This is a genomic window from Chryseobacterium viscerum (assembly GCF_025949665.1).
Taxonomy (GTDB): domain Bacteria; phylum Bacteroidota; class Bacteroidia; order Flavobacteriales; family Weeksellaceae; genus Chryseobacterium; species Chryseobacterium viscerum_A.
Genome location: NZ_JAPDFT010000001.1, coordinates 1,887,286 through 1,907,501 on the forward strand (window position 1 = coordinate 1,887,286; position 20,216 = coordinate 1,907,501).

The following is a 20,216-nucleotide window of genomic DNA, read 5'->3' on the forward strand; positions in this document are numbered from 1 at the left end:
ATCAAAAATTGTAAAAAACCGACATAATTGATTTATAACTCAATGAAATTGACAGCCATTTTATTTTCTGTCTTCAAATACTGTTTGGGAGTAAGCCCGATATTGTTTTTAAATTCCCTGATAAGATGAGACTGGTCAGAATACCCGGCTTCATAAGAAAGCATCGTCATACTTTTATCATCAATACCTTTATTGATAAGGCTTAAAAAGTAATGAAGACGGGTAATATTGCCATATTTTTTAGGAGATATTCCCATATGAAATTCAAATTTCCTTTCCAGGTGACGTTCAGAATATCCTGTGAATTTTTCTAAGTCTTTAGATGACACAAGCCCTCTGTTTTGAAGAATATACTGCTGTGTAGCCACTATAACATTATGATCCGTACTCATTGTTTTGGATAAAAATTCAGTAAAAAAAATATTCAGATCATTGATAATGGTCAGAGGATTAGTTTTCTTAAAAAGTTTTTCCTGAAATACTTTCAGCTTATCCTTTAAAATATCTTCAGCAGAGACAATATGATTTCTAATCTCTTTGGCGGAAGTTTTTAAAAGGACATTTAAAAAATAGGGCTGGAATACAATGGCAATCAAAGAAAATTTTCCTTTTGAAAAGAAATCTTTATAACCATTTAGAGTTCCATAAAAAAAAGAAAGCGGCATCCGATCTTCTGAAATACCGGAATACAGATTTATATCACCAGATAAAATAAGTCCGGAACTACCATCAGTAAACAGCCGTAAATTTCTTATATCTCTTTCAGAATTTTCCAAAAAGATATAATGCCTGATAAAAGGGGCCAAATGTTTAGGCGGTGAAATCTGCATCCATCAAATGTACGCAAAACTTATTGGCAGAAAAAGATAACATTTATCCGTAAAATCTGCGAGAGATAATAAGCAATATCTTCTGCTATCCTTGGATTTTCAAACAAATCTCCATTAGTTTCTGAAAAGAAATCAAGCCCAGGTACCACGTTTTATTGCCTTTTGGTCAGGTATTTGAATGGTTTAGCCTATACCAACCACCTAAAATATTATAGTATGTCAACACAGAATCTCAGCCATCTTGAGGCTATTAAAAAAATCAAAGAATTGTCAGAAAGTGCAAAAATTTGTATGTTCTGTACAGAATTGGAAACCGTTCCTGTTAATTCAAGACCCATGACTCTGCAGGAAACTGATGATAATGGAAATCTCTGGTTTATCAGCAGCGGAACAAGCAATAAAAATTTTGAAATAAAAGAAGACCGAAGAGTACAGCTGTTTTTTATGAATAATAGTGATTCCCAATATCTTTCTGTATACGGAAAGGCTTCTGTTTATAAAGATAAAGCTACCATAGAAGATAAATGGTCTCCTCTGGCTAAAGCATGGTTTGACGGAAAGGATGATCCCAATGTTACCATTATCCGTGTAGAACCTAAAGAAACCTATTACTGGGATACCAAGGCAGGAAAACTAGTCAGCCTCTTCAGTTTTGTTGCTTCTGCAATAACAGGGCATAAAACCAATAATTCTGATGGTGTAGAAGGAAATGCAATAATTTAGAAGGTTCAAAATAAACCATAAATTCTCTCACAGACTATGCAGATCTTTCAACAATTATCTGCGTAATTCGTGGAATCTATGAGATATAGAAAACGGCTCAAGGAATTGAGCCGTTTATACAAGATTAATAATGCTAATTTTTCACATCTTCTATAGATGCTCCAAAATTAATATGAAGTACATTCCCGTTAGGAGCTACTAAAGCTGGCACAGATTTTACTCCTGCCTTTTCAGCGTCTTCAATTCTGTTTTTATCATTACCCAAATGGATAATTTCAACGTTTTCCAAACCTATAAGGTTAACGATGTCATGTTCTGCGCTGATACATACAGGACATCCCGCATGATAAAAAATGGATTTTTTCATAAGATTGCATTAATTAATAAGGGGGTTAAGAATATTTTTTAGTTCTTCAGTTTCTTTTTCCTGAAGAGGTTTTAAAGGGCTTCTCAAATTTCCGCCGTCTTCACCCAGAATTGTAAGTCCTGATTTTACAGCTCTTGGCAACCCTTTGTTCACAATAAATTTTAAAAGATCAAACTGCTGATAGAAAATGGCTTTTGCTTTTTCAAGATCACCGTCCTCAACTGCATTATAAAGGCTGATATTCAACTCAGGAATAAGATTTGGAGCCGCTGTACACCAGCCCCTTGCCCCTGCGGAGAATGCTGCAAGTGCCAAAGGATTAGAACCGTTATAGAATGCCACTTCTTCACCCAATTCTCTTCTCAAAGCGTGCATCCTTTGAACATCTCCTGTACTTTCTTTAATCATCGTTACATTAGGAATTTCAAGAAGTCTCTTCAACAAGGCGGGTGACATGTCTACTCCACTTGTTGCCGGATTATTGTATGCCATAATCGGGATCGATATTTTACTTGCTACAGCATCATAATGGGTTACAATTTCGTCGTCAGTTAGCTTCCAGTAGCTCATTGGAATTATCATCACTGCATCAGCACCTGCTTTTTCTGCAAACTGAGCATGGTGAATGGTTTTTTCCGTTGTAAGATTTGAAACCCCTACAAGAGTCGGAATTCTTCCTTTTACCTGCTGCAAAGTAGCTTCCGTCACTTCTTCTTTTTCTTCATCAGATAAGTAAGGCATTACACCTGTACTCCCCAATGGAGCGATTCCATGGCTTCCGGAAGCTACCAGCCTTTCTACGAGATGCTTGAAAAGAGGAATATTTACTTTCTCATTTTCATCAAAAGGTGTTATGGGATAGGCAATAATCCCTTTAAATGGAACATTTTTCATGTTTTGCTGGTTAAAAATTTAGATAGTTAGTTAGAAGATTGAAACCATTAAGAGAGAATGCTTTAAAAAAAATCATATCCTACATCAATAAAATGTAATCAAATATTCACTTAATGGTTTAATATATTGATATTAAAGATCTCTGCCTTCCTCTTCTCTCAACGCAACGCCCAGGTTCTGCAATTGAGGAGCATTTTCACAGGCAATATATTTGGCAGGCTCCGTATCGCTTAGGTTCTGATGTTTGTGCCATGCCCATGAAGGAATATATACAGCATCTCCCGCTTCCCAATGTACCCTTTCATCTTCTACTTCCGTCCAGCCTTTCCCTTCTATTACAAATAATACTGTTTCATATGTATGACGGTGCCTGTTGGTTTGTTGCCCGGGAGTAAGTCCGCCAATTGTCATACTTACATTCTTACTCGGAAGATCTACAAAGAAAACCGGATGTTTCCTTTCTGTCGAAAACTGATTATGTTCACCTGCATTTTCTACATTCTTATGAATTAAATGGCTTGGCTTTACATACTTTGGTCTTGCAAAAGTTTCGTGGAAATCTTTAGAACTGAATTGTTTCTTATCCATGATTTTAAAATTATTATGGTTTTGTGCTTTATTGCATGACAAAATTATTTTATATTTGGACTATTCAAATGATTCAGTTTTTACATAAACAGATAGTCCAGATGCTGCGCCCTTGGAAATTAGAATTAGAAATTGATAAAAAGCTTGATAAAGCCGTTTATCTACAGATTGCAGATACAATCATTAGCGATATCCGTTCAGGAAGATTAAAACCCGGAGATGCACTCCCTGGCAGCCGGAATCTTGCACAAACCTTAAAAATCAACAGAAATACTGTGGTAGAAGCCTATCAGGTACTGATCAATGAGGAATGGGTGATTTCAAGAGAAAGGAAAGGTATTTTTGTATCAGAAAGACTTCCTCTTTTAAATGAAAGAAATACCGAGATCCTCCATAGTTCTCAACATCAGCAAGGAGCATCTGGTGGAATTTTAATCAATTTCGATGATGGTCATCCGGACAGTAAAATTGCTCCTGTAACAGAGCTTGCAAGAGCCTACAGGCAGATTTTCAGCATTAAGGCAAAGTGGCAGATGATGAGTTATGGAGACGAACATGGAGATAAGGAATTCCGCAAAATGATTTCCCAGATGCTCAACCATCAGCGTGGAATGCATATTCATGAACATGAGATTTCTATAACACGAGGCAGCCAGATGGGAATGTTTTTAACCGCCCAGACCCTTTTTACTTCCGGCGACAGGGTTATTGTAGAAGAACCGGGATATCAGCCTGCGTGGCAAGCTTTTGAATATGCAGGAGCACAGCTTTTACCTGCACCTGTGGACAAAGAAGGAATCAGTATGGAAGTTATTGAAAAGCTCCTGACAAAGCATGAGAACATAAAGGCAATATACATTACTCCTCACAGACAATATCCTACTACTGTTACCCTGAGCTTATCAAGGAGATTAAGATTAATAGAATTATCAAACCAATATAATATTACGATCATTGAAGATGATTACGATAATGAGTTCCATTTCGGCTACCGCCCTATTCTGCCAATTTCAAGTTTTCCGGAACTTCAAAATTATGTGTATATCGGAACATTAAGTAAGGTTGTTGCACCCGCTTTGAGAATCGGTTACCTGGCCACGGCAAATCAGGAACTCCTGATGAAAATTGGTAATCTGAGAAAGATTATTGATGTGCACGGAGATGTCATTATGGAACAGGCCGTTCTTCAGCTGATAAAAGAAGGGGCTGTAAAAAAGCATATCAGAAAAGCAACTGTTCATTATAAAAACAAAAGAGATTTCGTTTTTGAATTACTGAAAAAATACATGAAAGATATTGCAGATTTCACACTGCCTGAAGGCGGACTTGCTTTTTGGATTGTTCCTAAATTACCATTGGATTGGGATGTTGTGACCGCTCAGTTATTGGAAAAAAATATTAAGATCATTCATCCGAAACAATATGGCCAGAATCATATAAATGGATTCAGATTAAGCTATGGAGCCCTTTCTGAAGCACAGCTGGAGCAAAGTATTCCTATTATTTCAGAGGTTTTTGCTAAATTTTTCTAATTTTTTTGGGAACGATTGATACAGCATAGATATGAGAAAATCTGTGGCTAAATCAGTAACCACAGATTTTTTATTGAAATTTACTCCACTTCAAAAACCGCCTGAATTTCGACAGAGGAATTAACCGGAATAGAAGATGCTCCAAAAGTAGCTCTGGCATGTTTTCCTTTTTCACCAAAAACTTCAACAGTCAGATCAGAAGCAACATTCATTAAATCTGCATGCTTTGTATAATCGTCTTTTGTATTGAAAATTCCTGTAAGCTGTACACATTGCTTTACTCTGCTTAAATCTCCTCCTACAGCTTCTTTCAGTACGGAAATAACGTTCAGCATAGTAGCTTTTGTAGCATCTTTTACCTGTTGTTCATTCACTTCAACGCCCAGTTTTCCCGGATTGAGAATTTTTCCATTCTTCAAAGCAACCTGATTAATAAATACCAGATTTCCTGAACGGACAAACGGCTGATAGTTTCCTGCAGGTTTAGGAACTTGTGGAAGCATAATATTTTTCTGTTTCAGTATTTCATTAAAGATCTGATGATTTTCAACGATAGATGTACTTTTTTTCGGACGTGTGTCCTTCAATGCCAGTGCTATTTTTGCAAAGTTTTTTCCTTGAAGCTCAGCAATATTCCTTTCTCCTTTTGTAGGTCTCTCAACATCTTTTAAAGAAGCCATACTTGTCACGCCTAAAACTGTATTTCCCTGTGGAACAGCCTTATTTAGTTCTTCTGTCCCACGAATTCCGTTAGATATCAATACCATGCCGTGTACAGCAAGACTGTTCCAGAATGCCTGAAGGGCAAGCTCTTTTCCTGCTCCGCTTCCTGCTGACATGAAAACCGCAGCCGGAACTCCTTCTAAAGCATGATTCGTCCAAAGCTGAACGGTTTTAGATAAAAATTCGCTCATTCCCGTACTGATATTCCCGAAATAAACCGGTGACCCAAAAGCTATTCCATCATAGTCTGTCAGTTCATCTACTGTTGCTACAGGCAGATTTTCCAGATTGGGATGTTGAGATGCTCTGACTAATTTGATATAAGAAACCGCATTATTTTCGCTTTCAATTCCTTTAGCGATCTCTTTGGCCAGTTCGTAAGTTCCACCATTGTCTGAATGGATAAGAACCAATATTTTAGCTTTATTTTGTGCCATAATGTTGGTGATATTAGATAATAAAATTAAAATAAAAAAAAGACATAGTTTTTTCATTCTGAATAAGATATAAGTTGTAATTTTTATTAATAATGTAGGTATTGCATTGACAGTACAAAATTACTATTGGCGTTTTTATTAAATTTGCCAAAATATACATACAAAACGACAATATGAAATGTGGCCTGACTGAAAAAACGGAAAACCAGTTTGTAGATTCTATTGAAAAAGAAGCTTACGTATGGTGCGATAAAAATTGGAAACATGATGATCATGAACATCAGCACCACCGTGCCCAGCTTACGTTTGTGGAGGAAGGGTATCAGTATTTTCACATCGATCGGAAAATTTATCTTGTTCCCCAGCATCATGTTATTTGGATTCCTTCAGAAAAAGCCCACAAAATTACCTCTGAAGCACAAACTGTAAATCTGATGCTTTTTCTGTTTAAATCTGTTTTTGAAGATGAATTCTATCAGAATGTACAGGTATTCGCTGTTCCCCCTGTTTTAAAAGAGATGCTTTTATATGCTTCAAAATGGAACCAGTCATTGGATGAAAATGAAGAACAGGATCTGTTTTTCAAAGCGATTTTAAAAAGCCTTCCTAACTTCTGCAAAGAAAGCAGCGGCCTGGAAATCCCTGTTCCTGCGGATACCAGACTGATTCCTGTATGTAATGATATCAATACTCATTTTAAATATAACCTGGACATTGATTCGTTAGCCGAAAAAGCGCAAATGTCTGTGAGAAGTCTCCAGAGAATTTTTAAAAATGAAACAGGAATTACCTTACAAAAATACCTGCAGCTGACAAGAATTTTAAAAAGTATTGAACTGATAGATACCCGGCAATACACCTTAAGCGAAGTGGCATATAAGGTAGGATATCAAAGTCTTTCCGCATTCACAGCATCTTACTTTGCGATCATGCAGACAAAGCCAAAACTAAATAAAAATTAAGATAATAACGTCCAATTAATCCCACTGAACTCTACATTTATTTTAAAATTAAAACCCTGTTGAGCTCACTTTTAAAACATCCCAAAATAAATTCTGTATAATATAGCTGGGCATTTAAAGCCTGGGTCTTGGGATGCAGTTCTAATTTTTTTGTAAGAATAATTTCTCCTTTGTAAGCAAATGAAAAATAGGCAAAAACTTTGTATCCGGAATTGATGATTGGGTTGCAATAACCGGTTGTAGAAATAGACCAGTCGGATTCAAACATCTTTGCTACATTGAGAGCCATAGTCTGAGAAATAGCTTCTGCTGCTCCGTCATGATCATCAGGCCCAGGTCTGTTTACCTTAAGGAGTTTTACTTTTTCCGGTAGTGTGTAAGCTGTCATTCCACCCTTATAGAATAAAGGAGCATTAGGCATCTGAGAGAAAGCAAGTTGAAGACAACCGGAGGTAACACTTTCAGCAATTGAAATAGATTCATCAGCAGCTACAAGAAAGTGACTTATATAATCGAGAAGGTTCTGTTGAAATTTCATATTATTTATTTTAAGAGGTTTTATTTAAAATTATAATACAAGAGGTTGAAAAAAACTGCTGAACAAATCAATACAGCAGCTTTCATGATTAATATATTGTGAGTGGTGTGAAAGGTATTTTAAGTATCTTATTTAAGTTTAAGATTTTATAGTATTGGTTATTACAACCCGTAATGGGTACAAAATGGTAATTTCAAAAATGAATATTTTGTATATCCATCTCAGTGAAGATCTTAGGAATGGTATTGAAAACTGTTATTTCAAATGTACATAAGAATAACTCACTTTTTTATGATCTGAGTCATGAAAATCATATTTAATATAAAATTTTACGATCTTTTAAAGAGAGCATGCCTTCCTTTTCCATTTTTTTTAAGTTTCTGATCACTGTTTCTACACGCAGGCCTGTAAGATTGGCGATTTGCTGCCTTGTAAATGCAATATGGAAACATTGATGGCAGTCTTCATCATGATAACTTTTAAGATAATCAAGTAAGCCTTTCAGCCTCTGCATGGGATTTTGTGATGCCAGGCTCTGCATCATCTTTAATTTATAAAAAATTTCCTGTGAAAGGCAGGCGTTCATTTCCAGGGAAAGATCAGGATGCTGTCTGATCATTTCAAAGAAATTATTTTTGGGAAGTCTTATAATTCGGGAATCTTCAAGACATATGGCATTGATTGGATAGTCCTGATCAAGGAAAAGCATTGCCTCCCCGAAGCTCTGCTTTTTGCCTAAAATATTATGAATGAATTCTTTTCCGTTTTCATTATAATTATTAAGTTTTACTTTCCCTTCACTGATCTGAAAGTAATAAAGTGCATGATCCTCTTCTCTAAAAACCGATTCCCCCTTTTTATAGTTCCTGTCTTCTGCACCAAAAGAGTACAGAAGACTTTCATCAATATTCATGCAGCTTATTGTTTTCATATCTTCTTCAGGTTTTAAATAAAAAAATCACAAAATCATATATCTGAATTTGATTCTAATATAAAATCTTGCGGTTTTCAATTCTTACAATTTTATTTCTCTCCATATGTTTGATAGTCCTTATAGCAGTTTCTACACAAAGGCCTGTAAGACTCGCCATCTGCTGCCTTGTCAATGGGATTAAAAAAGAATAAGGAGTCAGGTCTTTTTGAGAACTTTTAAGATAATCCATCAATCCCTTAAGCCGTATAGAAGGATTTTGAGATGATAGACTCTGCATCATAATAAACTTATAATAAAGACGTTCTGAAAGAAAGCTGTTTACCTCCATATACAATTCCGGAGATTGATTAAGCAGATTGAAAAAAGCAGATTTATGAAGCCTTAAAACACTACATTCTGAAATAGCTTCTGCGTTTACAGGATAAGGTTTATCTATAAAAAGCACAGATTCTCCACAACTTTCCCCGTCTGATAAGATATTTTGAATAAACTCTTTTCCTTCCTCATTATAATTATTAAGTTTTATTTCTCCTTTAATAATCTGATAATAATAGTTAGGAATATCCCCTTCAAAGAATATAGTTTCTGAAGGTGCATAGCGTTTCGTTTCTGCTCCCGCTGAAATCAAAATATTTTCGTCGATTACCATAATAACTGTTTTTGAAATTGTCTTCTTCTTCTTAGTAAAAATATTATGGAACGTCTAAATTGTATGCAAAAACCGAACCTTAATAATCAATAAAAAGGTTAAATAATGTTAATTTTTTTATTAATTATCATTCCTTTTATTCTTATCAAACTACATTTAATAACAAATCCATTTTATATTCACTATTTCGTAATTTTAAAAGACAAAAATTTATTGCAACATTTTGATTATGAAGCTAAAAGCCTCATTTCACAGAGAAATGAGGCTTTCTATAGGCAATAGCAAAAAGATTTATACGCGTTGTAATTTTAATTATTTCGCAAATTTTTTGGTTCCTGCAACACATAAGATTACCCCTACAGTCACCCCAAGCATTCCCATACTTACCTGCTCATGAAGAAGCCAGGCAGCCAACGCCAAACCAAAGAAAGGCTGAAGCAGCTGCAGCTGTCCCACAGTAGCAATACCACCCTGCGCCAATCCTTTATACCAGAATATAAAACCAATAAACATACTGAAAAGAGAAATATAAGCCATTCCAAACCACCCCTGAAAACTGACATTCTGAATATCATCAGGAAAATAAATAAAAAATAAAGGAATCATAATGGGAAGCGCTAGTACTAATGCCCAGGAAATCACCTGCCAGCCGCCTAATGTTTTTGATAGTTTAGCACCTTCAGCATAGCCCATACCACATAAAATAACAGCAAGTAGCATCAGGATGTCGCCAATGGGTGAGGCAGATATCCCTTGCGAAACTGCATATCCAATCACTAAAAGACTTCCTACAATAGAAAAAAACCAAAATACAGGATGAGGTCTTTCACCACCACGCATTACTCCGAATACAGCAGTTGCCAAAGGCAACATTCCCAAAAACACAATAGAATGGGCCGAAGTAAGGTATTGAAGAGCCAATGCTGACAAAAGCGGAAAACCAACCACACAGCCAAGAGAAACCAAGAGCAAAGAAGTTAACTGTTCTTTAACAGGACGCTTTTCCTTACCCAGCCATAATACAATAAGAGCTAATATCCCTGCCACAGCTGCACGAACTATCGTCACAAAGATTGGACTCATCTCCATTACAGCTAATTTGGTAGCGGGCAAACCACCACTGAATAGCACTACTCCTATAAAGCCGTTGATCCATCCACTTATATTTTCATCTTTTGATATTTGTTTTGTTATCATTTTATCGAAACTTTTAATTGATGGTTCAAAATTAGAAAGGATAATTCGATAAACACAGTATCAGTTTTGTATATTTGCATGAGCACAGTTTAAAATATGAACAAAGAATTTTTATATACAGAAATTGCAGACGGAATTGCAGAACAGATAAGGAATGGTATTTTAAAGGCCGGAGACAAGTTACCTTCAGTAAGAATGCTATGTCATGAACATCAGGTAAGTATGAATACAGCCAAACGTGTTTTCCTGGAGCTGGAATCCCAGTCTTTGGTAGAATCCAAGCCACAATCCGGTTATTTTGTAAGCCAGTTATTATCCGCAAAACTTCCTTTACCGGAAGTGAGCCGTCCGTCATTGATTGCCAATAACGATGAACCGGATGAACTGATCAGTAAGGTATATGAAAATATGGGGAAAAAGGATCTTACTTTTTTCTCTATTGGTATTCCGTCCGGAGATCTTCTGCCACAGGCAAAACTGAAAAAAGAAATCGTAAACGCCATCAGGGAATTAAAAGAAGGAGGTACAGAATATGAAGAACTTCAGGGAAATCTGAAGTTGAGAAGAATGATTGCCATACGTTCTTTGCAATGGGGAGGAAATCTGAGTGAAAACGATCTTATCACTACCAATGGCGGAATGAATGCTTTGTCTTTCTGCTTAATGGCATTAGGAAAACCCGGCGATACCATTGCTATTGAAAGTCCATGCTACCCGGGAATTCTACAGCTGGCAAACGGATTAGGCCTTAAAGTACTGGAAATTCCTACCCATCCTACTACCGGAATAGAAATTGAAGCTTTAAAAAAAGTAATCCCTAAAATAGATATCTGCCTGCTCATTCCCAACTTCAATTCGCCATTGGGAAGCTGTATGCCTGATGAAAATAAAAAGGAAATTGTAAAAATACTTTCGGAAAACAACATTCCGCTCATTGAGGATGACGTCTATGGAGATCTTTATTTCGGCTCTACCCGTCCGAAATGCTGTAAATCTTTTGATAAAGACGGGAGTGTCCTGTATTGCAGTTCTATTTCAAAAACTTTGGCTCCTGGATATCGTGTAGGCTGGATTGCTCCAGGAAGGTATAAAGATAAAATCATGAAGCTTAAGCTCTTGCACTCCACGTCCTCTATTTCAATTGTGAATGAAGCTGTGGCCAACTTTCTGAAATCCGGAAAGTATGAAAAACATCTCCAACAGCTCCGCAGAACCCTGCAAAACAATTATCAGAACTATGTTCAGACCATTGCGGAATCTTTCCCGGAAGGCACCAGAACCAGCCGTCCGCAGGGAGGGTTGTCTTTATGGGTAGAATTTGACAAGAAGATACGGACAACAGAGTTATACGATCTGGCCATCAAGCAAAACATAAGCATTGCTCCCGGAAGAATGTTTACCTTGCAGGAGCAGTTTGAAAACTGTATGAGACTCTGCATAGGACTTCCGTGGTCGGAAGATACACAGGCAAAGCTCAGACTGGTTGGGCAGCTTGCCAAAAAGATTTATTTAAAGGAAGGAAGATAGAGGCAGGAAGATGGAAGTTATTATAGTTTTAAGAAGAGATGATGTCAATTCTTATTAATAAGGATGTTTAAATAATAACGATCAAGTTCTTTTGTGTTTACAGAGTATCGGGCTTCCCTCTCCCATCTTCCAGCCTTTTTTATTTATTATCCGGAACGAAATTCTTTCTCGCCAGTTCTTTTCTTACACGGCTCAGACTCTCAGGAGTAATTCCAAGGTAAGAAGCAATCATCCATTGAGGAACTCTCAAAAGTAAATCCGGATACATTTTAATGAATTTCATATATCTTTCTTCTGCAGTCTCACCAAGCAAAGAGTTGATCCTGTTTTGAAGGCTTCTGATATGTTTCTGAAGAAGGAAATCACTTCTTTCAATACTGTTCGGAAACTGTTCCACTAATTTATTAAAGAAATCAGGGTGTAGAAACAGAATTTCTGAATCTTCCACCGCTTCTATATAATAAATGGATTTTTCATTGAAATAAAGACTGCTTCGGTCAGAAATCAGCCAGCTTTCAGGGGCAAACTGTATAATATGCTCTTTTCCGTTTTTATCAATGGAATACATCTTCAACAGTCCTTTTTCTACAAAGAATATATGCCGGCATATCTCACCATACTGAAGAAGAAACTGATTTTTAGGAATTTTCTTTACTTCATAGTGCAGGCTGCAAGTGTTCACATTTTGAAGGGGAACATTTAAAACTTTGGCTAAATAATCATTTATATTCTTCATGATACAATCTGGCTTAAAGAAATATCCTGGTGTGACGCATTGTTTACAGGCTTTCCGTTCTCTATTACAATCAGTTGCGGACTTTCATGTCTGATCTCAAAATCTGCCGCTATCTTATTGGAAACAGGTCTGTGAGCCAATAGGTCAAGATAATATACATTGACCGGCTGATCTGAATTTTCAACTTCTTTTTCAAAGTTCTTCAGTACAGTTCTGCTGATAAAACAGCTTGTTGAATGTTTAAATATAGCAATTCTATTCTGAAAAGAGTCTTCTATAGCTTTTGTAAGGTCTTCTTCAGACTCTATCTTTTTCCAGAATGTTTTTTGGTCAGGGGTTTCGTTTTTTCCACTGAATATTTTATCAAAAAAACTCATACATTAAATTGTTTTAGATGGTGATCAAGATGTTTGTATTCAAGAAATGTCCAGTCTTTTTCAGTCATTTCACCGAATAATCTGTGATGATCCGGCAGGTGGCTTTTTTCACAAGCTTCCAGGAATTCCTCCAGCGTTTTCATCAGATTGGTTTTTGATGCATCAAAATCACACTCAAAATTAACGATTAGTTTTTGAAAAGTAGGCATGTTTCTGGGAATTCCATTATTGAAGACATACATTTCTGCTTTAGTGAATATCCCTATCGTCTTATACGCAACATTGATACGGGGAAGTTCCACTTTTCTCAAAGCTACCTGAAGAACTAGATCACAGTGCCTTAGCATTTGACATACGTTCATTTTCCCCCACCTTCCAAGGGAATTTTCAGATAACATGGAAATTCGGTCAACAATTTCCTTATAATATATGGGATTATTAAGATGTTTTCTTACCAACCTTTTTCTATCTTCAGATTTTCAATATGAGCAAAATGATGATTACAATGCCAAACGTACAAAGCAAGGCTTTCTCTTAAATTATAATTTTTATTGTGCTCCGGATGATGAAAAGTTCTTTCAAATTGTTTATTCGTAAGGCTTTTAAGAAGCACAACCCATCTCTGGTGTGTTCCTTTCAACATCCTCATAGCCGGTTTTACAGGCATATGATAGCTGTCCTGAAGCTCAGCCCATTTCGCTTCATCATAAGGTTTTATAGTAGGATTATCTTCTGTAAGAGCCAGCTTAAAACGTATAAAACTATTCATATGACTGTCTGAAAGGTGGTTTACAAGTTGTCTTACAGTCCAGCCTCCTTCTCTGTAAGGAGTATCCAATTGATCGTCTGTAAAATGTTCAATGAGATTTTTTAGTCTGCCGGGAAAGTCTTTGATTACTTTGATGTAGGTATCCAATGTGGTATCACAGATATTTTCCGGAGCTTCAAACTGGCCTATTGGAAACTTTTTTTTCTCTAAATCACTCATTGCTCAAGGGTTTTTAATTTTTAAATATTGTCGATTTGTCCGATTAATATCTTTTAGGAACAATTTTTCGAATATCATTTTGTGTAAATTTATCAAAAATTCAAGAATCTCAGGTGAATAAAGCATTAATTGTACTTATAACAATTTATAAGGCTGAATATCACCACCCAATAAAAAGGCTTCAGTTCTATAAAACTAAAGCCTTTGTTATTGTAAAGCAGGTATTAATATCCGTGTAAATCAATACCTTCTGTTCTTTGCAGGGTTACTTTTTTCCCCATTTTCTTTTGAATCACTCTGAAATGCTGCAATTCATCATCTGTCAGAATACTGATTGCTGTTCCTTTCTCATTAGCACGTCCTGTTCTGCCGATACGGTGAATATAATCTAATGGGGAACGCGGCAATTCGTAATTGATCACACATGGTAGTGATTCGATATGAATTCCACGGCCAATCAGATCTGTTGCCACCAAAATCTGGGCTCCGTTTACTTTAAACTCTTCCAGGTTATTCCTGCGGGCTCCCTGCGATTTCTGGCTGTGAATAGCCACCGCCTTAATTTTATTTTTTTTAAGCTTTTCTACCAGGTTATCTGCAGATCTTGTAGACGAAACAAAGATCAAAGCCTTTTCCACCTTTTTTTCTTTAATTAAATAACGCAGGAAAGGGCCTTTATTTTCCGGAGAAACATGATAGGCCAGCTGCTCGATATTATCAATTTCAACCTCTTCTTTTTTAATTTCAATAATAGTAGGATTGATAGACAGACGTTCTTTCATTTCAGAAACCTTATCATTTAAAGTCGCTGAAAATAAAGTAGTTTGTTTCACCACAGGCATCATCGCGAAAAGTTTATTCATTTCTTCTCCAAAGCCCAGCTGAAACATTTTATCCGCCTCATCAATCACCAAATGCTGAATTCCTGAAATACTCAATGCATTATGGTCAATTAAGTCTAACAAACGTCCTGGAGTGGCAATAAGAACTTCTACTCCAAACATTCCTTTCATCTGCGGATTGATAGAAACACCTCCATAAACAGCCATTGTACGAACCTCCCGCTTCAGATTTTCTGTAAAAGCTCTGAAAACTTCATCAATCTGTATAGCCAATTCACGTGTAGGAACCAATATTAAAACCTGAACATTACGATCTTTTTTAACTTCTGCATTCTGTAGTTTTTCTAAAATCGGCATTACAAAACAAGCCGTTTTCCCGGAACCTGTCTGTGCAATCCCCATCAGATCTTTCCCCTGCAAAATAACAGGAACCGCCTGCTCTTGTATTGGAAATGGCTTTAAATACCCCAGTTTGTTAACAGAACGAATAATATTGTGTGATAATCCTAACGATTCAAATGACATAAAATACTTATTTACTGCAAAGATAAGCTATTGATATTTGGTTTATGCCTCAAATCCCAGTACAGTTCAGACAAAGTTTAGTTATTTCAATTTTACCTCCTTCATTCAGGGAGTATTAAAAATTTACATTGCCGTTTTGTCCGATAATTCGGGTTTGGACAAATTTTTGAAGATTAGTTTTGTAAATTTATCAAAAATTCGAGAAATCAAAATATGAAAAAAGCGTTAATAATAGTCGATGTACAGAATGATTTTTGTGAAGGCGGAGCCCTTGCAGTCCCTGGATCCAACGAAATTATCCCGTATATCAATCTTCTGATGGAGGAAAATGCATATGATCAGGTGGTTCTTACACAGGACTGGCATCCTGCAGGCCACAAAAGTTTTGCAAGCAGTAATGGCAGACAGGTTGGAGAAAGTATTATTTTAAATGGTGTTCCACAGTTTATGTGGCCGAATCACTGTGTTCAGGGAACTTTCGGGGCAGAATTCCACAAAGATCTGAACAGAGACAAAGTAACCCATATTGTACAAAAAGGAAAAAATATAGAAATTGACAGTTACAGCGGTTTCCAGGATAATAATCACTTTATGAAAACCGGGCTGGATGATTTCTTAAAATATCACGATATCCAACTGGTTGAAATCGTAGGGTTGGCATTAGACTATTGCGTGAAGTTCACTGCTCAGGATGCTGTGGCTAACGGATATGTTACTTGTCTTCATTTCAACGGAACACGTGCCGTCAACGTAAAACCAGACAACGCCAGAGATGCCATCTACGAGATGATTGAAAAAGGGGTAACGGTATTGGGATAGTTCTTTTTAATGATGAATTATAAATGATGAGTTATGAATCCTGGAATTCACAACTTGATACAAAAAAAGCGCAGAATTATTTTCTGCGCTTTTTTATTCTTTATCCTTAAAGTTAATCTTAAAAAATGAATAAGTTAGAAACCTGAATCTATAATTCATTATTTATAACTCATAATTCATCATTAAATTAAAGCATTTTAAGGTTGTTTACTTCCAGTTCTGTAAGGATTCTCCAGTGTCCTCTCTTGATATTCTTCTTCGTTAATCCTGCAAACATTACTCTGTCTAAAGCTTCCACTTCGTACCCTAATCTTTGGAATATTCTTCTGATAACACGGTTCCATCCGATATGAATCTCAATTCCGATTTCATTTTTAGGTTTTCCTTCAATGTACGAAATCTGATCAACAACTGCTACTCCTTCATCAAGACGGATTCCTTCTGCGATAAGACGTAGATCTTCACCCGTAAGCTTTTTATCCAGCGTTACATGATAAATCTTTTTAGCATCAAAAGATGGATGCGTTAATTTTTTAGTCATGTGCCCGTCATTGGTCAATAAAATTACCCCCGTTGTGGAACGGTCTAATCTTCCAACCGGGAAAACTCTGTAAGGAGAAGCATTAGCTACAAGATCCATTACAGTTTTTCTGGCTTTGTCATCTTTCGTTGTAGAAATATAACCTTTTGGCTTATTCAAAAGTACATAAACAGGTTTTTCCGGAGTAATATTTTGCCCGTCAAAAACTACTCTGTCAGTTTTCTGTACCTGATAGCCCATTTCGTTAACTACTTTTCCGTTTACTTCTACCAGCCCCTGGGTAATAAGATCATCAGCTTCTCTCCTACTGCAAATTCCTGAATTGGCAATATACTTATTGAGACGGATAGTATCCTTATGAACATCTTTGTCAATTTTATTTAACCTTCTTTTTTGTACAAAAGATTTTGCTCTGTCATCTCTTTCATCTCCATTAGAGGGTCTTCTGCCATATTTCAGACTACCTCTTTCATATTTATCTCTTGTATCAAAACTGTTTCCTCCTCTTTTTGGTTTTCCGAAAGACTTTCTCTCAAAACTCTCACTTTTATTCGTGATGTATGGTTTTCTTTCAGATTTTGAACCCATTTCTTCGTTGGAACCTTCAGAGCTGTCTGTATTTCTCTTGAAAGGTTTCTTGTCAAATTTTGAGTTAGACCCTCTATGTTCCGGAGCTGGTTTACCTCCGTCTTTAGAAAAAGGTTTTTTAAAAGGTTTTGATCCTGAAGAATTTCCAGATCTGGAAGCACGAGAATCATCAGAACTTTTCTTGGTTGAAATTCTTGGTCTCTTTGATCTGTCTGAATTATTATTATCTCTGCTCATTCTAAAAATTTCTGCAAAGATAGTAATTTAGTTACGAGTTAAAAATTAAGAATCATAACTTTGCACTATAGTTTACATTTTAACTTTACAAATATTAGAAGATGATAACAATATTAAATGATAATTTTTCTCAGCTTAACGCGTTTCTTCATGAAAAGTCTTTCAGCAAAATTTTCATTCTGGTAGACGAAAACACTCATGAATACTGCCTTCCCATTCTTTTAGGAAATATGGAAACAGACCTTGGCTTTGAAATTTTAGAGATTGAAGCCGGAGAAGAAATGAAAAATATCCAGACAGCCAATCAGCTTTGGGAAATTCTTACGGAAATGCAGGCAGACAGAAAAGCATTGGTTATCAATCTTGGCGGCGGTGTGATTACCGACATGGGCGGATTTGTGGCGTCTACTTACAAAAGAGGAATCCAGTTCATCAATATCCCTACAACCCTTTTATCAATGTGTGACGCATCTATAGGAGGAAAAACAGGGATTGATCTCATGCACTATAAAAATATGGTGGGAACTTTCGCTTTCCCTGAACAGATCTTTATTTTTCCGAAATTTTTAGAAACATTACCATTTAAAGAACTGAGAAGCGGGTTCGCTGAAATGCTTAAACATGGATTAATTGCTGATAAAAATCATTGGGATCAGCTGATCCAGGTTCGTAAACTGGAGGTAGAAACGGTAATTCCGCATATTCAGTCTTCTATGAATATCAAGCAGGATGTTGTAGATAAAGATTTCCACGAACAGAATATCAGAAAAACTTTGAATTTCGGGCATACAATAGGTCATGCAGTGGAGAGTTTATGCTTACAGCAAGGAAATCCTATCCTTCACGGAGAAGCGGTTGCAATGGGAATGATTGCAGAAGCTCATCTGGCTTATCTGGAGAATCTTATTTCTGAAGCAGATGCAAATATGGTCATTGAAAATGTCCAGAGATACTATCCTTACCTGGATATCAATGATTTTAAAGATGAAGATATCACCGCATTATTACTGAATGATAAAAAGAATACAGACAGTAAAATCAATTTTTCCCTGCTTTCCGGAATCGGTTCTTGTACTTATGACCATCAGTGCAGCCAGGAAAATATCCTTGAATCTCTGTCTTTTTATAGAAAATTGAATAATGCTTAACTATTTTTTAGAAAAATAAAGTAGGTTTAAAAGTTAGTTTTTAACAAAATTGTCAATTTAGACTTCTTCTAAACAAATGTTTATTTAAGTTTTTAACTCATTGCAAATCAATTAAATATTTAAAAAATCACTTAAACACTAAGTGATTTTTTTATTGATTTTACTCATAAAAAATATTTTTGGCAAGCAATTTGAAAGATACTCTGCGTTCAACTGAAAAATGTTGAACAAGTAGTAAAATTTAAAATTAAGAAAGAGTAAAATTAAAAAATTAAAGTTATGAAAAAGTTAATTTTAGGATTAGCGTTAACTGCAGGAACATTCGCATTCGCTCAACAAACAGGAAACACATCTTCTAATCCGGTAACATTTGGGGTAAAAGGAGGAATGAACGTTTCTTCACTTTCAAAAGACAGTGGTCTTGATGATCAGAAATCTAAAATAGGATTCAACGCAGGTGTATTTGCAAACATTCCATTGGCAGCTTCATTCAGCGTTCAGCCGGAGGTTCAGTATTCACAATATGGTAATAAATCAGATTATACGTTAGGAGGAACAAAGTTTTCAGCTTCTACTAAATTAGATTATATTACAGTACCTGTAATGTTCCAGTATAACCTGATTCCAAATCTTTATGTGGAAGCAGGACCAGAATTTGGTTTCATGGTAAGTGCTAAAAACAAGTTCAAAAATGAATCTAACGGAGATTCTAATACTACAGATAATTACAAAGACAATCTAAATACATTTAACTTTGGTATTGGTCTTGGAGCTGGATATTATTTCACTCCGAACTTAGGGCTTACTGCAAGATATGTTGCAGGTTTAACAGATGTAGCGAAAAACAGACCTAGCGGATCTGATGCTACAAGAAACAATCTATTCCAGGTTGGATTAGCTTATAAATTCAAATAAGCACCCCATTCACTAACAAATTTTATATTCAATAGAAAAGATCAGATTAATTTTTTAATCTGGTCTTTTTTTATGGTAAAACATTGATCAAAGTCAATTCGTATTGAATCGTCTTTGTTTATCATTATTTCTTTGGTAAATTATTTTTTAATTCTTCTGTAAATTTCTTTTTAAAAACAATTGCACGAAGTTCACCATCTGAATTTTTATATGGCACTCCTTTGTACTCCTTGTTATTTAATATAGCCTTAACGTCTTCGTATTTTAGCTTTTTATCTTCTAAGAAGAAAACTATAGGTTCTTTAATTTTAAATGATCCCAGTGCATTTTTTTCTTGTGAAGTCATTTCTTTAAGGTCTTTCAATGCATTTGTTAGCTCTTGTGAATTCTGAGTCTGAGCTGAAATACTCAAAGAAGCAAAAAGTAAGGAAATACCAAAAACTTTTGATATTTTTTTTAGATTCTCCATCATTAATGTTTTAGAATTAAGTTATAAATATATAATTATTTCAATTACTGCTACGAAGAATTTTATTATGTTAATTATTATGTTTTAAAACCATTATCCCTTAATTTAACAGGTACACCCACTCACTAAA

General features: G+C 35.7%; 23 protein-coding genes. 7 read left to right on the forward strand and 16 right to left on the reverse strand.

Features of this window, described 5'->3' with window-relative positions; genetic code table 11:
• Positions 1-32: 32 nt before the first annotated feature.
• Positions 33-830, reverse strand: a complete 798-nt coding sequence (locus OL225_RS08580) for an AraC family transcriptional regulator (RefSeq protein WP_319800574.1) — start codon at positions 828-830, stop codon at positions 33-35.
• A gap of 216 nt (positions 831-1,046) precedes the next feature.
• Between OL225_RS08580 and OL225_RS08585 the strand changes: the two genes are divergently transcribed.
• Positions 1,047-1,553, forward strand: coding sequence for a pyridoxamine 5'-phosphate oxidase family protein (locus OL225_RS08585; RefSeq protein WP_047374882.1), 507 nt, complete (start codon positions 1,047-1,049; stop codon positions 1,551-1,553).
• A gap of 133 nt (positions 1,554-1,686) precedes the next feature.
• Here the strand turns inward: OL225_RS08585 and OL225_RS08590 are convergent, their stop codons facing one another.
• The 3 genes from OL225_RS08590 to OL225_RS08600 all read right to left on the reverse strand — a co-directional run bounded on the left by OL225_RS08590 (position 1,687) and on the right by OL225_RS08600 (position 3,402).
• Complete coding sequence (locus OL225_RS08590; protein WP_047374883.1) at positions 1,687-1,920, reverse strand: hypothetical protein; 234 nt, start codon at positions 1,918-1,920, stop codon at positions 1,687-1,689.
• Positions 1,921-1,929: 9 nt separating this feature from the next.
• On the reverse strand, positions 1,930-2,814 hold the full coding sequence (locus OL225_RS08595) for a dihydrodipicolinate synthase family protein (RefSeq protein ID WP_264517973.1): 885 nt from the start codon (positions 2,812-2,814) through the stop codon (positions 1,930-1,932).
• A 132-nt stretch (positions 2,815-2,946) separates the two neighbouring features.
• The gene (locus tag OL225_RS08600; protein WP_034698222.1) at positions 2,947-3,402 is read right to left on the reverse strand and encodes a cupin domain-containing protein; all 456 of its coding nucleotides are present in this window, start codon (positions 3,400-3,402) and stop codon (positions 2,947-2,949) included.
• A gap of 101 nt (positions 3,403-3,503) precedes the next feature.
• Here OL225_RS08600 and OL225_RS08605 point away from each other — a divergent pair, with 101 nt between their 5' ends.
• Positions 3,504-4,934 carry a PLP-dependent aminotransferase family protein gene (locus OL225_RS08605; RefSeq protein ID WP_264518693.1) on the forward strand — a complete coding sequence of 477 codons (1,431 nt, stop codon included), beginning with the start codon at positions 3,504-3,506 and terminating at the stop codon, positions 4,932-4,934.
• An 80-nt stretch (positions 4,935-5,014) separates the two neighbouring features.
• Here the strand turns inward: OL225_RS08605 and OL225_RS08610 are convergent, their stop codons facing one another.
• Positions 5,015-6,151: an Atu1372/SO_1960 family protein gene (locus OL225_RS08610; protein ID WP_413541846.1), complete on the reverse strand. Its 1,137-nt coding sequence runs from the start codon at positions 6,149-6,151 to the stop codon at positions 5,015-5,017.
• 116 nt (positions 6,152-6,267) lie between these two features.
• Here OL225_RS08610 and OL225_RS08615 point away from each other — a divergent pair, with 116 nt between their 5' ends.
• A complete protein-coding gene (locus tag OL225_RS08615; protein WP_264517975.1) occupies positions 6,268-7,056 on the forward strand; it encodes an AraC family transcriptional regulator in 789 nt (262 codons plus the stop codon).
• A gap of 37 nt (positions 7,057-7,093) precedes the next feature.
• Here the strand turns inward: OL225_RS08615 and OL225_RS08620 are convergent, their stop codons facing one another.
• The 4 genes from OL225_RS08620 to OL225_RS08635 all read right to left on the reverse strand — a co-directional run bounded on the left by OL225_RS08620 (position 7,094) and on the right by OL225_RS08635 (position 10,374).
• Complete coding sequence (locus OL225_RS08620; protein ID WP_047374897.1) at positions 7,094-7,594, reverse strand: CinA family protein; 501 nt, start codon at positions 7,592-7,594, stop codon at positions 7,094-7,096.
• Positions 7,595-7,910: 316 nt separating this feature from the next.
• Positions 7,911-8,525: a Crp/Fnr family transcriptional regulator gene (locus tag OL225_RS08625; RefSeq protein ID WP_052184585.1), complete on the reverse strand. Its 615-nt coding sequence runs from the start codon at positions 8,523-8,525 to the stop codon at positions 7,911-7,913.
• A gap of 55 nt (positions 8,526-8,580) precedes the next feature.
• Positions 8,581-9,177: a Crp/Fnr family transcriptional regulator gene (locus OL225_RS08630; protein WP_047374899.1), complete on the reverse strand. Its 597-nt coding sequence runs from the start codon at positions 9,175-9,177 to the stop codon at positions 8,581-8,583.
• 312 nt (positions 9,178-9,489) lie between these two features.
• Positions 9,490-10,374, reverse strand: a complete 885-nt coding sequence (locus OL225_RS08635; RefSeq protein ID WP_264517976.1) for a DMT family transporter — start codon at positions 10,372-10,374, stop codon at positions 9,490-9,492.
• Positions 10,375-10,470: 96 nt separating this feature from the next.
• Between OL225_RS08635 and OL225_RS08640 the strand changes: the two genes are divergently transcribed.
• The gene (locus tag OL225_RS08640) at positions 10,471-11,901 is read left to right on the forward strand and encodes a PLP-dependent aminotransferase family protein (RefSeq protein ID WP_047374902.1); all 1,431 of its coding nucleotides are present in this window, start codon (positions 10,471-10,473) and stop codon (positions 11,899-11,901) included.
• Positions 11,902-12,040: 139 nt separating this feature from the next.
• On the opposite strand, the gene OL225_RS08645 is transcribed toward OL225_RS08640, so the two are convergent.
• From OL225_RS08645 to OL225_RS08665, 5 genes are all read right to left on the reverse strand, one after another.
• Positions 12,041-12,637 carry a Crp/Fnr family transcriptional regulator gene (locus OL225_RS08645; RefSeq protein ID WP_047374905.1) on the reverse strand — a complete coding sequence of 199 codons (597 nt, stop codon included), beginning with the start codon at positions 12,635-12,637 and terminating at the stop codon, positions 12,041-12,043.
• Positions 12,634-13,014 carry a bacillithiol system redox-active protein YtxJ gene (gene ytxJ, locus OL225_RS08650; RefSeq protein ID WP_264517977.1) on the reverse strand — a complete coding sequence of 127 codons (381 nt, stop codon included), beginning with the start codon at positions 13,012-13,014 and terminating at the stop codon, positions 12,634-12,636. Before ytxJ ends, OL225_RS08645 begins: the two co-directional genes overlap by 4 nt.
• Entirely contained in the window at positions 13,011-13,472 is a 462-nt protein-coding gene (locus OL225_RS08655; RefSeq protein ID WP_264517978.1) for a DUF1569 domain-containing protein, read from the reverse strand. The genes ytxJ and OL225_RS08655 overlap by 4 nt, the downstream gene beginning before the upstream one ends.
• On the reverse strand, positions 13,466-14,002 hold the full coding sequence (locus OL225_RS08660; protein ID WP_047374909.1) for a YfiT family bacillithiol transferase: 537 nt from the start codon (positions 14,000-14,002) through the stop codon (positions 13,466-13,468). The genes OL225_RS08655 and OL225_RS08660 overlap by 7 nt, the downstream gene beginning before the upstream one ends.
• Positions 14,003-14,226: 224 nt before the next feature.
• On the reverse strand, positions 14,227-15,369 hold the full coding sequence (locus OL225_RS08665) for a DEAD/DEAH box helicase (RefSeq protein ID WP_047374912.1): 1,143 nt from the start codon (positions 15,367-15,369) through the stop codon (positions 14,227-14,229).
• 213 nt (positions 15,370-15,582) lie between these two features.
• Here OL225_RS08665 and pncA point away from each other — a divergent pair, with 213 nt between their 5' ends.
• Positions 15,583-16,188, forward strand: a complete 606-nt coding sequence (gene pncA, locus OL225_RS08670; RefSeq protein WP_264517979.1) for a bifunctional nicotinamidase/pyrazinamidase — start codon at positions 15,583-15,585, stop codon at positions 16,186-16,188.
• A 187-nt stretch (positions 16,189-16,375) separates the two neighbouring features.
• Here the strand turns inward: pncA and OL225_RS08675 are convergent, their stop codons facing one another.
• Positions 16,376-17,317 carry a pseudouridine synthase gene (locus tag OL225_RS08675; protein ID WP_047375767.1) on the reverse strand — a complete coding sequence of 314 codons (942 nt, stop codon included), beginning with the start codon at positions 17,315-17,317 and terminating at the stop codon, positions 16,376-16,378.
• Between the two features lie 338 nt (positions 17,318-17,655).
• On the opposite strand from OL225_RS08675, the gene aroB reads away from it, so the two are divergent.
• Together aroB and OL225_RS08685 are read left to right on the forward strand one after the other, a co-directional pair.
• Positions 17,656-18,702, forward strand: coding sequence for a 3-dehydroquinate synthase (gene aroB, locus OL225_RS08680; RefSeq protein ID WP_264517980.1), 1,047 nt, complete (start codon positions 17,656-17,658; stop codon positions 18,700-18,702).
• Positions 18,703-18,981: 279 nt separating this feature from the next.
• Positions 18,982-19,617 (forward strand): porin family protein, encoded by a 636-nt coding sequence (locus tag OL225_RS08685; protein ID WP_105682390.1) that lies wholly within the window; start codon positions 18,982-18,984, stop codon positions 19,615-19,617.
• 124 nt (positions 19,618-19,741) lie between these two features.
• Here the strand turns inward: OL225_RS08685 and OL225_RS08690 are convergent, their stop codons facing one another.
• The gene (locus OL225_RS08690) at positions 19,742-20,089 is read right to left on the reverse strand and encodes a hypothetical protein (protein ID WP_047374918.1); all 348 of its coding nucleotides are present in this window, start codon (positions 20,087-20,089) and stop codon (positions 19,742-19,744) included.
• Positions 20,090-20,216: the final 127 nt, after the last annotated feature.

Coding starts and splice junctions, on each gene's coding strand:
- OL225_RS08580 (WP_319800574.1), bottom strand. CDS start 830: ATGCAGATTTCACCGCCTAAACATTTGGCCCCTTTTATCAGGCATTAT.
- OL225_RS08585 (WP_047374882.1), top strand. CDS start 1,047: ATGTCAACACAGAATCTCAGCCATCTTGAGGCTATTAAAAAAATCAAA.
- OL225_RS08590 (WP_047374883.1), bottom strand. CDS start 1,920: ATGAAAAAATCCATTTTTTATCATGCGGGATGTCCTGTATGTATCAGC.
- OL225_RS08595 (WP_264517973.1), bottom strand. CDS start 2,814: ATGAAAAATGTTCCATTTAAAGGGATTATTGCCTATCCCATAACACCT.
- OL225_RS08600 (WP_034698222.1), bottom strand. CDS start 3,402: ATGGATAAGAAACAATTCAGTTCTAAAGATTTCCACGAAACTTTTGCA.
- OL225_RS08605 (WP_264518693.1), top strand. CDS start 3,504: ATGCTGCGCCCTTGGAAATTAGAATTAGAAATTGATAAAAAGCTTGAT.
- OL225_RS08610 (WP_413541846.1), bottom strand. CDS start 6,151: ATGAAAAAACTATGTCTTTTTTTTATTTTAATTTTATTATCTAATATC.
- OL225_RS08615 (WP_264517975.1), top strand. CDS start 6,268: ATGAAATGTGGCCTGACTGAAAAAACGGAAAACCAGTTTGTAGATTCT.
- OL225_RS08620 (WP_047374897.1), bottom strand. CDS start 7,594: ATGAAATTTCAACAGAACCTTCTCGATTATATAAGTCACTTTCTTGTA.
- OL225_RS08625 (WP_052184585.1), bottom strand. CDS start 8,525: ATGAAAACAATAAGCTGCATGAATATTGATGAAAGTCTTCTGTACTCT.
- OL225_RS08630 (WP_047374899.1), bottom strand. CDS start 9,177: ATGGTAATCGACGAAAATATTTTGATTTCAGCGGGAGCAGAAACGAAA.
- OL225_RS08635 (WP_264517976.1), bottom strand. CDS start 10,374: ATGATAACAAAACAAATATCAAAAGATGAAAATATAAGTGGATGGATC.
- OL225_RS08640 (WP_047374902.1), top strand. CDS start 10,471: ATGAACAAAGAATTTTTATATACAGAAATTGCAGACGGAATTGCAGAA.
- OL225_RS08645 (WP_047374905.1), bottom strand. CDS start 12,637: ATGAAGAATATAAATGATTATTTAGCCAAAGTTTTAAATGTTCCCCTT.
- ytxJ (WP_264517977.1), bottom strand. CDS start 13,014: ATGAGTTTTTTTGATAAAATATTCAGTGGAAAAAACGAAACCCCTGAC.
- OL225_RS08660 (WP_047374909.1), bottom strand. CDS start 14,002: ATGAGTGATTTAGAGAAAAAAAAGTTTCCAATAGGCCAGTTTGAAGCT.
- OL225_RS08665 (WP_047374912.1), bottom strand. CDS start 15,369: ATGTCATTTGAATCGTTAGGATTATCACACAATATTATTCGTTCTGTT.
- pncA (WP_264517979.1), top strand. CDS start 15,583: ATGAAAAAAGCGTTAATAATAGTCGATGTACAGAATGATTTTTGTGAA.
- OL225_RS08675 (WP_047375767.1), bottom strand. CDS start 17,317: ATGGGTTCAAAATCTGAAAGAAAACCATACATCACGAATAAAAGTGAG.
- aroB (WP_264517980.1), top strand. CDS start 17,656: ATGATAACAATATTAAATGATAATTTTTCTCAGCTTAACGCGTTTCTT.
- OL225_RS08685 (WP_105682390.1), top strand. CDS start 18,982: ATGAAAAAGTTAATTTTAGGATTAGCGTTAACTGCAGGAACATTCGCA.
- OL225_RS08690 (WP_047374918.1), bottom strand. CDS start 20,089: ATGATGGAGAATCTAAAAAAAATATCAAAAGTTTTTGGTATTTCCTTA.